The sequence below is a fragment of the Micromonospora sp. NPDC047738 genome (assembly GCF_040642675.1).
Lineage (GTDB): Bacteria > Actinomycetota > Actinomycetes > Mycobacteriales > Micromonosporaceae > Micromonospora.
Genome location: NZ_JBEYSO010000002.1, coordinates 272,161 through 284,933, shown reverse-complemented (window position 1 = coordinate 284,933; position 12,773 = coordinate 272,161). Strand labels below are relative to the sequence as shown.

Sequence of the window (12,773 nt, the reverse complement as noted above, 5' to 3'; positions counted from 1 at the left end):
CGGCCGAATCGGGGCCCGTGGTCCGGCAGACTGAAGGCATGAGCGCACGAGTACGGGCACCTGAGCTGCGCGGCCGCGGCTGGCTGAACACCGGCGGGAAGGCCGTCACCCTGGCCGACCTGCGCGGCAAGATCGTTTTGCTCGATTTCTGGACCTTCTGCTGCATCAACTGCCTGCACGTACTCGACGAGTTGCGCCCGCTCGAGGAGAAGTACGGCGACATCCTGGTCGTGATCGGCGTGCACTCGCCGAAGTTCGAGCACGAGAAGGACCCGGCGGCGCTCGCGGCGGCCGTCGAGCGGTACGGCGTGCACCACCCGGTGCTCGACGACCCCGAGCTGGACATGTGGCAGCAGTACGCGGCCAAGGCCTGGCCGACGCTCTCGGTGGTCGACCCCGAGGGGTACGTGGTGGCGACCATGGCCGGCGAGGGGCACGCCGAGGGGCTGGCCCGGCTGATCGACGAGCTGATCGCCGCCCACGAGGCGAAGGGCACCCTGCACCGGGGCGAGGGCCCGTACGTGCCGCCGGCCGAGCCGGAGACGACACTGCGCTTCCCCGGCAAGGCCGTCGTGCTCGACGGCGGCAACCTGCTGGTCTCCGACTCGGCCCGGCACTCCCTGGTCGAGCTGGCCGCGGACGGCGAGAAGGTGCTCCGTCGGATCGGGTCGGGTCCGCGGGGAGCCGACGACGGCCCGGCGGAGAGTGCCACCTTCTCCGAGCCGCAGGGGCTCTGCCTGCTTCCCGGGCACGTCGGCGAGGTGGCCGGCTATGACCTGGTCGTCGCGGACACCGTCAACCACCGGCTGCGCGGCGTGAAGCTGGCCACCGGCGAGGTGGTCACGGTCGCCGGCACCGGGCGGCAGTGGCGCTCGACGGTCGACGACCACGCCCATGACGCACTCTCAATCGACCTCTCCTCGCCCTGGGACGTCGCCTGGTTCGACGACAAGGTCGTCATCGCCATGGCCGGCATCCACCAGCTCTGGTGGTTCGACCCGATCAAGCGGACCGCCGGCGTGTACGCCGGCACCACGGTCGAGGCGCTGCGCGACGGTCCGCTGCCGGACGTCTGGATGGCCCAGCCCTCCGGCCTCTCGGTCTCGGCCGACGGCACCCGGCTGTGGATCGCCGACAGCGAGACCAGCGCCGTCCGCTACGTCGAGAACGGGGTGATGCACACCTCCGTCGGGCAGGGACTCTTCGACTTCGGCCACGTCGACGGCCCGGCCGACCGGGCGTTGTTCCAGCATCCACTGGGGGTGTGCGCGCTGCCCGACGGTTCGGTGCTGATCGCCGACACGTACAACGGCGCGGTACGCCGCTTCGACCCGGAGACCGAGCAGGTCGCCACGGTGGCGGATGGGCTGGCCGAGCCGAGCGACGTGGTGCTCACCGCCGAGGGCGAGGTGCTGGTGCTCGAGTCGGCCGCGCACCGGCTGACCCGGTTGGCCCCGGGGGCGCTCACCGCGGCCGGCGCGAACACCGTGGACGGCCCCCGGCACAAGCTGGAGCGCAAGCCCACCGACGTGGCGGCCGGCGAGCTGACCCTCGACGTGATCTTCACGCCCGCGCCGGGGCAGAAGCTGGACGAGACGTACGGCCCGTCGACCCGGCTGGTGGTGTCGGCCTCCCCGCCGGAGCTGCTGGTCGAGGGGGCCGGGACGACCACCGACCTGTCCCGCCGGCTGGTGCTGAACGGTGCCGTCGCGCAGGGCGTGCTCCAGGTGACCGCTCAGGCGGCCACCTGCGACGCGGACGTCGAGCACGCGGCCTGCCACCTGACCCGGCAGGACTGGGGCGTACCGGTGCGGGTGGTCGACGGGGGCACCAGCCGCCTCCCGCTGATCCTCCGCGGCCTCGACGAGGCCTGACCCGCGCTCAAGATCCGTTCCCGGAAACTGTCGCCTGCTCGCGCTGAGGGGACTCTTCCCTGGAGTTGCGAATCTTCACCCGGGTGACGGGCGACGGGGATCAGGCGAACGGGCGGAGGGGCACCCCGGCGTCGATGAGGGCGGCCCGGACCAGCTCGGCGCAGCGCACTGCGCCCGGGGTGTCCCCGTGCAGGCAGATCGACTCGACCACACACGGGACGACGCTGCCGTCGACCGCGACCACGGTCCGCTCGGTGGCCATCTGGACGGCCCGGGCGGCCACCTGCTCCGGGTCGCTGACCAGCGCGTTGCCGGCGGTCCGGGGCACCAGCGAGCCGTTGGGCAGGTAGTTGCGGTCGGCGAAGCCCTCGGCCACCACGCGCAGGCCCGCGCCGACGGCGAGTTGGGCGAGCACCGAGCCCGGCGGGCAGAGCAGCGGCAGCTCGCGGTCGTACCGGCTGACGGCGGCGACGAGCGCGGCGGCCTGCGCCTCGTCGCAGGCCGCCGCGTGATAGAGCGCGCCGTGCGGCTTGAGGTAGCGCACCCGGGTGCGGAACAGCTTGCAGAAGGCGTCCAGCGCGCCGAGCTGGTAGATCGTCTCGTCGTGCAGCTCGGCGAAGTCGTACGCGATGTGCCGCCGGCCGAAGCCGGCGAGGTCCCGGTAGCCGACCTGGGCGCCGACCGCCACCCCGCGGTCGGCGGCCCCGGCGCAGACCCGGTGCATCGTGGACGGGTCGCCGCCGTGGAAGCCGCAGGCGACGTTGGCGGAGGTGATCAGGTCCAGCAGCGCCTCGTCGTCACCGAGCCGCCAGATGCCGAATCCCTCGCCGAGGTCAGCGTTGAGGTCCATGGAACGTCACCGTAGTCCCTGGGCGGGCCTGTGCGAGCGGCGTCACGTCGTCCACCACCCCGATCACCGGGTAGCCGCCGGTGGTCGGGTGGTCGGCCAGGAAGATCAGCGGTTGGCCGTCGGGCGGCACCTGCACCGCGCCGAGGACGAGGCCCTCGCTGGGCAGTTCGCCGGGCACCGCGCGGGGCAGCGCCGCGCCGACCAGTCGCGCGCCGACCCGGTTGCTCGCCGGGCTGATCGCGTACGGGGTGGTGAACAGCATGTCGAGGGCGGCCGGGGTGAACCAGTCGTGCCGCGGGCCGGGGCGGACGGCCAGCCGCACCTCGTCGGGGAGGGGCGGGCCGGCGATGACGTCCACCGGGGCGGGGTGGCCGGCGGGCCGGCCGAGGGGCAGCCGGTCGCCGTCGCGTACCGGGGGCGGGCCGAGGCCGGAGAGCGTGTCGGTGGCGCGGCTACCCAGCACCGGCGGCACGTCGATCCCGCCGGACACGGCCAGCCAGGTACGTAGCCCGGCGCGGGCGGGACCGATCCGCAGCACCGCCCCGGCGGGCAGGGACAGCGGCCGGCCCAGGTCGCCCGCCCTCCGGTCGGCGTGGACGTCCACCTCGGCGCCGGTGAGCGCCACGGTGACGGCCCGGGTGACGCGGAGCGCGCAGCCGGTCAGGGTGATCTCCAGTCCGGCGGCGGTCTCCGGGTTGCCGACGAGCCGGTTGGCCAGGCGCAGTGCGGCCGGGTCGAGCGCGCCGGAGCGGGGCACGCCGAGGTGGGCGTACCCGGGCCGGCCCTGGTCCTGCACGGTGGTGAGGGCACCGGCCCGAAGCACCTCGATCATGCGAGCCGGACCCGGGTGCCGGGGGTGAGCCGGGCCGGCGGGTCGGCGTGCACGTCGAAGAGCACCAGGTCGGTCCGCCCGACCAGCAGCCAGCCGCCGGGTGAGGCGGTCGGGTAGATCCCGGCGTACGGGCCGGCCAGCGCGATCGACCCGGCCGGCACCCGGGTACGCGGGGTGGCCAGCCGGGGCACGGCCAGCTCCGCCGGCAGCCCGGTCAGGTACGCGAACCCGGGCGCGAACCCGCAGAACGCCACCCGGAAGTCGGTACGCCGTAGCCGGTCCACCACGGCGGGCACGTCGACGCCCCAGTGCCCGGCGACGGCCGGCAGGTCGGCCCCGTCGTACACCGTGGGGACCTCGACCTCGGCGGCGGCGGCCGGAACGGCGTCGGCCCGCGGGGTCCACCCGGCGATCCGCGCGGTGGCCGCCTGCGGGTCCGGTACGCCGTCGAGCAGCACCGTGGTCGCCGCGGGGACGATCTCGACGGCGCTGAGTTCACCTGCCGCCCGCCGGCGCCACAGCTCGGCCCGCCACGCCTGGACCTGGTCGGGGTCGTCGCAGTCGAGCAGCAGGGCGTGTGCGCCGACGGGTCTGATCCGCATCCCGTCATCCTCGCGGATCATCCGTCCACCGGGGTCCGCCGGCCGTTCAGGAGGCGGGACGGTACGCACTACTTGTAGGTAACCTACGGTGCCGTAACCTATTGGCGTGACCACCTCCGCACCGCTTCGGCTCAAGCCGGTCGACATCGGTAAACCCCGGATGCGCGGCTGGCTGCACACCTACGCGTTCTTCGTCGCGCTCGTCTGCGGCATCGTGCTCTGCTCCATCGCGGCCGCCCGTCCCGGCTGGGCACCCCTGCTGAGCTGCCTTGTCTACAGCCTGACGGTGTGCGGCCTCTTCGGCACCAGCGCCCTCTACCACCGGCGAGTGTGGTCCGAACGCGGCTACCAGATCATGCGCCGGATGGACCACTCGATGATCTTCGTGTTCATCGCCGGCACGTACACCCCGTTCTGCGCGCTGTTGCTCGACCGACGTCCGGCCGAGATCATGCTCGCCCTGGTGTGGGGCGGAGCGCTGTTCGGGGTGGCGGTCAAGATGATCTGGCCGCACGCCCCGCGCTGGGTCTCCGCGCCGCTCTACCTCGCGCTCGGTTGGGTCGCGGTGGTGATGCTGCCGCAGATCCTGCACGCCGGCGGGATCACCGCCCTGGTGCTGCTGATCGTCGGCGGCGCCGTCTACAGCGTCGGCGCGGTCTTCTACGCGCTGCGCCGGCCGAACCCGTGGCCGACCGTCTTCGGCCACCACGAGTTCTTCCACGCCTGCACCCTGGTCGCCGCGATCTGCCACCACATCGCGATCTACTTCGCCCTGTTCGCCTGAGCGCGGTGGCCCGGCCGGCCCGGGCGGCCCCGGAAACGTGCGAGGGCCCCGCACGGGCGCGGCGCGGAGCCCTCGACGGTCTCGGAACGGCTCAGGCCGGGTAGCCCGGGCGGCGCACCTCGCGGTACTCCTCCCGCACGACCCGGTCGTCCTGCACCGGCACGACGGGCTCGGCGACAACCCGCTCGCGCACCGGCCGGGCGACCACCGTACGGCGGCGGTTGTTCCAGAAGTAGAGCGTGATGAGCAGCCCGACGACACCGGCGAGCATGAGCACCCAGCCCACGACGTTCAAGTTGAGCCATCCCAGGTTGGCGTCGATGGCGAACGCGAAGATCGCGCCCAGCGCGATGAGGAAGATGCTGGCACCGATGCCCATGACGTCGCCTCCTTGGCGTTCTGCTGGCGTTTCCTACCGCCGCGGCCATGGCTGAGGTAGCGGCACCCATCGACTTACCCAGGCGGTCCGATCGCGAATCAGGCAAGCTGAGCGCATGACGGAGGGCAGGATCCAGGAGCGCACGTTGGTGCTGCTCCGGCACGCCAAGGCCGAACAGTCCCAGGACGTCCCGGACGCGGAACGCCCGCTGACCGCGCGGGGGCACGCCGACGCCGCAGCCGCCGGAGCCTGGCTGGCCCGGCACGCCCTCCTCCCCGACGTGGTGATCTGCTCCACGGCCCGGCGAACCCGCCAGACCTGGCACGGGGTGGCACTGGGCATGACGGGCTCCCCGCCGGAGGGCGGACCGGCCGGCCCGGCGCCGGTGGTGCGCTACGCGGCGACCGCGTACGAGGGGCAGCCGGAGGATCTGCTGACCCTGGTCCGGGCGGTCCCGCCGGAGACCGGCACGGTCCTGCTGATCGCCCACAACCCGGGCATCTCGCTACTCTCGTCGCTGCTCGATCCAGCGGGGGCGGATCCGGACGGGCTGCGTACCACCGATCTGGCGGTGCACCGCCCGACCACCAGCTGGACGAACCTGGGACCGGGCGGCGCACCCATCACCGCCCGCCACACCGCCCGGGGCTGAGGCGCAAGGAGGAGCCCCTTCGTCACGCCTCGGGTGAAGAAGGGGCTCTCTCAGCATTGGTTGCGCAGGCCCAAGGTCAGGACGGCGGCGCCGTGGGCGGCGGCGGATCGGGTGGCGGGGGCATCATCGCGGTCGGGTGGGAGAGCCGGTTCTCCTCCACGATCAGCGTGCGGGCCCGCTTACGCCGGTCCTGCCAGAACCAGAGCGTGGTGAGCAGGACGGCCAGCCCGGCCAGGATCAGCACCCAACCGACCGCACGCAGGTCGATCCACCAGACGTTGGCCCGGATGGCGAAGGTCAGGATCGCGCCGACGGCGATGAGAAAGATTCCGCTTCCAATGCCCATGTGCGCTGCACTCCCCCGTGCGATGGCTCTTGGGCGTGTCCTGTCGTGGTCCGCGATGGTTACCCGTCAGGCGGCCGGCCTACCGGCCGGGCGGCGAAACAAACGGCGGCGGCCGGCGAGCTGTCCGCTCACCGGCCGCCGTCGTCGAACCGGTCGGATCACCCCACGGGGGATCAGAACGCCTCCTCCGGGAGGTCCATGATCTCCAGGTCGGCACCCTCGATGATCCGCCGGTCGGCGCCGATGCGGGGCAGCACCTCGCGGGCGAAGAACCGGGCGGCGGCCACCTTGCCGGTGTAGAACGCCTTGTCGGCGGCGGAGACCTCGCCACCCAGCGCCTTCAAGGCCACGTCGGCCTGCCTCTGCAGCAGCCAGCCGACCACCAGGTCGCCGATCGCCAGCAGGAACCGGCGGCTGCTCAGGCCGACCTTGTAGAGGGCCCGCGCGTCCCCGCCCTGGGCCTCGCCCAGCCAGCCGGTCAGCACGCCGAGGATGTTCTGGATCTCGGCAAGCGCCTTGCCGAGCGCCTGCCGCTCCTCCTTGAGCTGGCCGTTGCCGGCCTCGGAGGTGATGAACTCCTGGATCTCACCGGCGACCGCCAGCAGGGCCTTGCCGTTGTCCCGGACGATCTTCCGGAAGATCAGGTCGAGGCTCTGGATCGCCGTGGTGCCCTCGTAGAGGGTGTCGATCTTGGCATCCCGGACGTACTGCTCCAGTGGGTAGTCCTGGAGGAAGCCCGAGCCACCGAAGGTCTGCAGCGACTCGTGCCCGAGCAGCTCGTACGCCCGCTCCGAGCCGACGCCCTTGACCAGCGGCAGGAGCAGGTCGTTGACCCGCTTGGCCAGCCTGGTGGCCGGCTCGTCGCCGGCCGCCTCGGCGATGGCGACCTTGTCCTGCCAGCCGGCCGTGTAGCAGACCAGCGCCCGCAGGCCCTCGGCGTACGACTTCTGCAGCAGCAGCGAGCGACGCACGTCCGGGTGCTGGGTGATGGTCACCCGCGGGGCGGTCTTGTCGGTCGACCGGGTCAGGTCGGCGCCCTGCACCCGGTTCTTGGCGTACTCCAGGGCGTTCAGGTAGCCGGTGGAGAGGGTGGCGATGGCCTTGGTGCCGACCATCATTCGCGCGTACTCGATGATCATGAACATCTGCCGGATGCCGTCGTGCTTGTCGCCCAGCAGCCAGCCCTTGGCCGGAACGCCGTGCTCGCCGAAGGTCATCTCGCAGGTGTTGGAGACCTTCAGGCCCATCTTGTGCTCGACGTTGGTGGCGAAGACGCCGTTGCGCTCGCCCAGCTCGCCGGTCTCCTCGTCGAAGTGGTACTTCGGCACGACGAAGAGCGAGAGGCCCTTGGTGCCGGGGCCCCCGGCGCCCGCCACGCCGACCGGGCGGGCCAGCACGTAGTGGACGATGTTGTCGGAGAGGTCGTGCTCACCCGAGGTGATGAAGCGCTTGACGCCCTCGATGTGCCACGAGCCGTCCGGCTGCGGGATGGCCCGGGTGCGACCGGCCCCCACGTCCGAGCCGGCGTCCGGCTCGGTGAGCACCATGGTCGAGCCCCACTGCTTCTCGATGAAGAGCTTGGCCCACTTCCGCTGCTGCTCGGTGCCCTCGACGTGCAGCACGTGCGCGAAGGACGGGCCGGAGGCGTACATCCAGATCGGGGCGTTGGCGCCGAGCACCAGCTCGGCGAGCGACCACCAGAGCGCGCGCGGGGCGTTGGTGCCGCCGAGGGCCTCGGGGAGGTCCAGACGCCAGAACTCCGAGTCCATGAACGCCTGGTAGGACTTCTTGAACGACTCCGGCAGCGGCGCGGTGTGCGTCGCGGGGTCGAAGACCGGCGGCGTGCGGTCACTGTCCGAGTAGCTGGCGGCCAGGTCCTCGCGGGCCAGGCGGTCGACCTCGGAGAGGAAGCTGCGGGCGGTGTCGACGTCCAGGTCCGTGTACGGCTCCTGGCCGAACGTCCGGTCCGCCCCGAAGACCTCGAACAGGTTGAACTCGAGGTCCCGAAGGTTGCTCTTGTAGTGGGTCATGCTCGCTGGCCCCGCTTCCGGACAGATATTACCGATCAGTAACTGAGACTCTATTACTCACCGGTAGCCAGCGACAAGCCGATCACCGAAGTGACGGCGATTACACACCCCCGGTCCAGCCTGCGGCCACTCGCGCAGCAGTGCGCCCGCGACCAGCACGAGCAGCCCGTCGGCCGACGAAGGATGCGGACCGTCAGCTCTCCGCCGCGCCGACCTCCCAGCTCGGCACGGGCGCCTTCGCGCCGCTGGCCGGGCCGGCGTATTCCATCAGGACCAGCGCGATGTCGTCGTCGAGCCGGCCGTGCACCCACTCGACCAGGGCGGTCTCCAGCGAGGCCAGGCCGTCGGCCACCGTGCCGTGGCCGAGCAGCCGCCACGCCCGGTCGGCGGTCGGGAAAAACTCGCCGTCCCGGCGGGCCTCGCCCAGCCCGTCGGTGAAGAGCAGCAGCCGGTCGCCCGGTTCGAGCCGTTCCACCCGGGGTCGGACCACCGGCATGAAGCCGAGCGGGGGCGCCGGCGCGGGGGGTTCGAGCGGGATCACCGCACCTCCACGCAGCAGCAGCGGTGGCGGATGTCCACAGTTGACGATGGTGAGCGTACCGCCCCGCTCCTCGACCAACGCGGCGGTGACGAAGTCCTCGTCGCCCACGTTGCGGGCCACCGCCCGGTCCAGATCGGTCACCACGGCGCGCAGGTCCGCCCGCTCGTACGCCACGTGCCGGTAGGAGCCGAGGACGATGCTGGCCAGCCGGACCGCGTCCAGCCCCTTGCCACGGACGTCGCCGATGATCATGCGGACGCCGTACGGGGTGTCCATCACCTCGTACAGATCGCCACCGATCACCGCGGTGGCGGTGGAGGAGATGTAGCGGGCGGCGACCGCGAGGGTGCCCACCTGCGGACCGAGCGGCCGGAGCACCGCCTGCTGCGCGACCGAGGCGAGCCGGGACAGCTCGGCGATCCGCTCCGACTGGCGCTGGCGGGCCGCCGCCACGGCGGTGGCGATCGCGGTGGCCAGCGCGATGCCCGCGACGTTGACGGCCGTGACGAGGGACATGGCCGGGTCGGCGAGGGCGAAGGACCCCCCGATCGCCGTGCCGAGGACACCCGCCCCGAACACCACCCGCCAGGAGGCCAGCGCGGCGGCGAGGAACGGGGCGGCGGCCATCAGCGCGATGAAGTGCGCAGTCCGGCCGTCCGCCAGTTCCACGGCGGAGACGATTGCGAGCAGCCCGAGGGCCGCGCCGAGGCCGGCGCGGGATCCGGGGCTCAGCGGGCGGGGGCCCGACTGGAAGGGTTGCGTGCGTACATCGGACAGCATGCCTGATGGAGGTGAACGGGTGAATGAACCTGACCCGTCGTCCGACGGTATTCTGCCCGGCCGGATCGCTCCGGCGGCACGATCGCCGTCGGTCACCCGGTCAGCCGAGGACCTCGTACCGGACGGTCACCTCGCCGAGGTCGGTCGAGGCGATGGCCGCGAAGGCCGCGCGGGACAGGTCCAGGCACCGGCCGGCGATGAACGGGCCGCGGTCGTTGATCCGGACGACCACAGACTTGCCGTTGGCCGGGTTGGTCACCCGTACCTTGGTGTCGAACGGCAGGGTCTTGTGCGCGGCGGTCATGGCGTTCGGGTTGAACGTCTCCCCGTTCGCGGTCATCTGGCCCTCGTCATAGAAGGACGCTCCGCAGGAGCCGCTGTCGACCACCTTCGGCGCGGGGGTGGTCTTCTTCGCGGTGGGCTTCGGGCTCGCGGTCCGGGTCAGGCTCCGGGAGGCCGCCTTGGTGCGGGTCGCCTTCGGGCTGGGGGTGGCCTTCGGCGACGGGCTGAGGCTCGGCGATACGGAGGCACTCGGCGAGGCGGACGCGCTCGGGGACGAGGCCGCCGAGGTGGGGACGACGGCGCTGGGCAGGGCCTCGGCGACGGCGGGCCCGGCCGAGGGCTCGCCCGAGGTGAGCCGCACCGCGCCGACGGTGCCGCCGACGGCGAGCAGCACGCCGACGGCCGCGGTGGCGGCGATGCCGGCGGGCGAGGAGAACTTGCGGGTACGGAGGTGCCTACCAGCCACCGCGCGGTCCTTTCGTCAGCGGAGCAAACCGGCTCGGACCGTAACGAGAGAAGTACTTCCGAAGTCAACGTGATCATGGTGCTATGCCCGTATTTACCCCGATACGTCTATCCACTCGTGTGAACATTCCTCATCCGAACGGAGGAAGGGTCGCTGGCCGGGGCCGGTGCCGCATCGTCCGGCGTCGGTGCCCGAGGATGGGAGGCATGCTGAGCCGCCGCCTCGTCGAGCTGTTCCGCTGGGTCGACCCCGGCCCGGACAGCAGTCATCTGGTCAGCGACATCTCCGGCTGGTGGCGGGATCCCGGTGTGCTGGCCGGCATCGGACCGGCCCTGGCCGGCCTGTTCCCGGACACCCGCCCCACCGTCGTGATCGCCCCCGAGGTGACCGGGCTGCTGCTCGGCCCGCTGGTGGCGGTGGCCGCCGGCGCCGGCTTCCTGCCGGCGTACAAGCAGGACGGTGGGCGGCGGCGGGTCGGCCCGATGCGCTGGGCCGAGACGCCACCGGACTACCGGGGCCGGCGACTGCGGATCGGCGTGGACGCGCGCCGGCTCGGCCCCGGTGACCAGGTGCTGCTCGTCGACGACTGGGTGGCCACCGGCGCCCAGCTCGACGCGCTCCAGCGGGTGATCCGGGACAGCGGGGCGGAGCCGGTCGGCGCCGCCGCGGTCATGGCGACCTGCCCGCCCCAGGTGGCCGAACGGCTCCGGCTGCGTACGCTGCTCAGCCCGGCCCAGCTGCCCTGAGCGACGGCGGTATTGACCTCAAGCACGGTTGAACGTCGAGGATCGCCACATGGACGACGGCATCCTGGACGAGGCGTACCAACGGCTGCACCGCACCGGCCCGGAGTTCGAGGGCTGGCTCTCCAACCACGGCCCGATGGCGGTCGAGGCGATGGTCCGGCACGGGCACGGCGCACGGGTGCACCGCTGGCTGGACGACTACCTGCGCCAGCTGGACGAGCGGCCCCGCGGACTGCGGCCGATCGACGACTGGCCGACCGCGCTCGGCGACCCGAAGCGGGCCGGCGACTGGCTCGCCCACTTCGACCGGGAGGTGCGTGAACGCCCCTGGCGGGAGGTGCTGGGCACCTGGTGGCCACGGCTGCTGCCGGGCATCGCGGCGGGCGCCACCCATGGCGTGATCCGGGTCGGGCACGCGGTGCGGGTGCTGCGCGCCGACGGGGTGAACCAGGAAAGGCTGGCCGAGCTGGGCCAGGCGCTCGGCTACTGGGCGGCACGCTGGCAGCCGGTGCCCGGGGCCGGCCCGCTCACCGGCCGGTCCGGCGTGGTGGCGGCGCTGGCCGGGGTGCCCCGGATCCCCGAGCAGAGCGGCGGCATCCGGGAACGGCTGGGCCGGCTGCCCGACGTACCGGACTGGCCCGGGGCGGTGGCGGCGCTGCGGCCGCCGGACGGCCCGGCGGAGGCCGAGCGGACCCTCGCCGAGCTGGTGCACCGCGCGGGCCTGGACTACCTCCGGTTCGGGCACGGCAACCCGGTGATGCTGGTGCACGCGGTGACCGCGCCGACCGCGGTGCTGCGTACCCTGCCGGCTCTGGATCCGGCGCTCTGGGCGCCGAGCGTCGCCGCGGCCTGGTCGGCCACGGCCGCCGTGACCTCGGTGTACGCCCCACTGGCGCCGACCGCCCCACCGGCGGTCACGCCGGTCGAGCCGGCGGAGGTGTTCGCCCGGGCGGCCCGGCACGGCGACGCACACGTGGTGAAGCTGGCCGACGCGGTACTGGACGCGCACGCGGCGACCGGCGACGCCCGGGTCCTCGCGGCAGCCGGCTACGCCGGTCAGCTCATCTGACGAAGCCCTCGACGACGGTGCGGGGCCCGCCCTGTCCGCAGGCTGGCGTCGGGCGGACGAAATCCCACAACGGGCCGCCGTGCCGCCAGTAGCCTCGGCAGGATGTGGCCCCGCATCGGTGGACTTCGCACGCTCGCCCTCGGCACGCCCGGCGAGATGCGCACCAACCTCAACACCCTCGTGCTGGCCGGCGTGAAGACCGCCACCGCCGGCCTGCTGACCAGCGAGTACGCCGACGAGAACGAGGAGCTGGAGCACGTCGGTGAACGGCTGGTCCTGGTCGACGACCACGACGCGCTGGTCGGCCTCGTCGAGGTCACCGGCGTGGAGGTGGTCCGCTTCGCCGACGTGTCCTGGGATTTCGCCCGCTCCGAAGGGGAGGGTGACCGGTCGATCGAGGAGTGGCGGGAGGGGCACCGCCGCTACTGGGCCCGGGAGGGCTTCACGGTCGACGACGACTCCCAGGTGGTCTGCATCCGGTTCCGGCTGGTGTCCGCCGGGGACGGCGGCATCAGCACCAGCGACCTGGGCACCTGACCC

14 protein-coding genes are annotated in these 12,773 nt (G+C 72.8%); 6 read left to right on the top strand and 8 right to left on the bottom strand.

Annotated features, from left to right (window positions below; all coding sequences use genetic code 11):
- Positions 1-38: 38 nt before the first annotated feature.
- A complete protein-coding gene (locus ABZ783_RS04665; protein WP_357434529.1) occupies positions 39-1,874 on the top strand; it encodes an NHL domain-containing thioredoxin family protein in 1,836 nt (611 codons plus the stop codon).
- A 100-nt stretch (positions 1,875-1,974) separates the two neighbouring features.
- On the opposite strand, the gene ABZ783_RS04660 is transcribed toward ABZ783_RS04665, so the two are convergent.
- Genes ABZ783_RS04660 through ABZ783_RS04650 form a run of 3 tightly spaced genes read right to left on the bottom strand, consistent with a single transcriptional unit; the run spans position 1,975 to position 4,158 of the window.
- The gene (locus tag ABZ783_RS04660; protein WP_357434528.1) at positions 1,975-2,724 is read right to left on the bottom strand and encodes a 5-oxoprolinase subunit PxpA; all 750 of its coding nucleotides are present in this window, start codon (positions 2,722-2,724) and stop codon (positions 1,975-1,977) included.
- Positions 2,708-3,556, bottom strand: coding sequence for a biotin-dependent carboxyltransferase family protein (locus ABZ783_RS04655; RefSeq protein ID WP_357434527.1), 849 nt, complete (start codon positions 3,554-3,556; stop codon positions 2,708-2,710). The genes ABZ783_RS04660 and ABZ783_RS04655 overlap by 17 nt, the downstream gene beginning before the upstream one ends.
- Positions 3,553-4,158: an allophanate hydrolase subunit 1 gene (locus tag ABZ783_RS04650; protein WP_357434526.1), complete on the bottom strand. Its 606-nt coding sequence runs from the start codon at positions 4,156-4,158 to the stop codon at positions 3,553-3,555. The genes ABZ783_RS04655 and ABZ783_RS04650 overlap by 4 nt, the downstream gene beginning before the upstream one ends.
- A 106-nt stretch (positions 4,159-4,264) precedes the next feature.
- On the opposite strand from ABZ783_RS04650, the gene ABZ783_RS04645 reads away from it, so the two are divergent.
- On the top strand, positions 4,265-4,942 hold the full coding sequence (locus tag ABZ783_RS04645; protein ID WP_357434525.1) for a hemolysin III family protein: 678 nt from the start codon (positions 4,265-4,267) through the stop codon (positions 4,940-4,942).
- 91 nt (positions 4,943-5,033) lie between these two features.
- On the opposite strand, the gene ABZ783_RS04640 is transcribed toward ABZ783_RS04645, so the two are convergent.
- Positions 5,034-5,321 carry a DUF6458 family protein gene (locus ABZ783_RS04640; protein ID WP_073835074.1) on the bottom strand — a complete coding sequence of 96 codons (288 nt, stop codon included), beginning with the start codon at positions 5,319-5,321 and terminating at the stop codon, positions 5,034-5,036.
- Positions 5,322-5,436: 115 nt separating this feature from the next.
- Here ABZ783_RS04640 and ABZ783_RS04635 point away from each other — a divergent pair, with 115 nt between their 5' ends.
- Positions 5,437-5,973, top strand: a complete 537-nt coding sequence (locus tag ABZ783_RS04635; protein WP_357434524.1) for a histidine phosphatase family protein — start codon at positions 5,437-5,439, stop codon at positions 5,971-5,973.
- Between the two features lie 76 nt (positions 5,974-6,049).
- Here the strand turns inward: ABZ783_RS04635 and ABZ783_RS04630 are convergent, their stop codons facing one another.
- The 4 genes from ABZ783_RS04630 to ABZ783_RS04615 form a co-directional block, all read right to left on the bottom strand.
- Positions 6,050-6,319 carry a DUF6458 family protein gene (locus ABZ783_RS04630; RefSeq protein WP_073835076.1) on the bottom strand — a complete coding sequence of 90 codons (270 nt, stop codon included), beginning with the start codon at positions 6,317-6,319 and terminating at the stop codon, positions 6,050-6,052.
- 173 nt (positions 6,320-6,492) lie between these two features.
- Entirely contained in the window at positions 6,493-8,349 is a 1,857-nt protein-coding gene (locus ABZ783_RS04625) for an acyl-CoA dehydrogenase (RefSeq protein WP_357434523.1), read from the bottom strand.
- Positions 8,350-8,542: 193 nt separating this feature from the next.
- Positions 8,543-9,670, bottom strand: coding sequence for a PP2C family protein-serine/threonine phosphatase (locus ABZ783_RS04620; protein WP_357434522.1), 1,128 nt, complete (start codon positions 9,668-9,670; stop codon positions 8,543-8,545).
- Between the two features lie 100 nt (positions 9,671-9,770).
- Complete coding sequence (locus ABZ783_RS04615; RefSeq protein ID WP_357434521.1) at positions 9,771-10,418, bottom strand: septal ring lytic transglycosylase RlpA family protein; 648 nt, start codon at positions 10,416-10,418, stop codon at positions 9,771-9,773.
- Positions 10,419-10,615: 197 nt separating this feature from the next.
- Here ABZ783_RS04615 and ABZ783_RS04610 point away from each other — a divergent pair, with 197 nt between their 5' ends.
- The 3 genes from ABZ783_RS04610 to ABZ783_RS04600 all read left to right on the top strand — a co-directional run bounded on the left by ABZ783_RS04610 (position 10,616) and on the right by ABZ783_RS04600 (position 12,770).
- Positions 10,616-11,164, top strand: a complete 549-nt coding sequence (locus tag ABZ783_RS04610; protein WP_357434520.1) for a phosphoribosyltransferase — start codon at positions 10,616-10,618, stop codon at positions 11,162-11,164.
- 49 nt (positions 11,165-11,213) lie between these two features.
- A complete protein-coding gene (locus ABZ783_RS04605; RefSeq protein ID WP_357434519.1) occupies positions 11,214-12,233 on the top strand; it encodes a hypothetical protein in 1,020 nt (339 codons plus the stop codon).
- 102 nt (positions 12,234-12,335) lie between these two features.
- Positions 12,336-12,770 (top strand): ASCH domain-containing protein, encoded by a 435-nt coding sequence (locus ABZ783_RS04600; protein WP_357434518.1) that lies wholly within the window; start codon positions 12,336-12,338, stop codon positions 12,768-12,770.
- Positions 12,771-12,773: the final 3 nt, after the last annotated feature.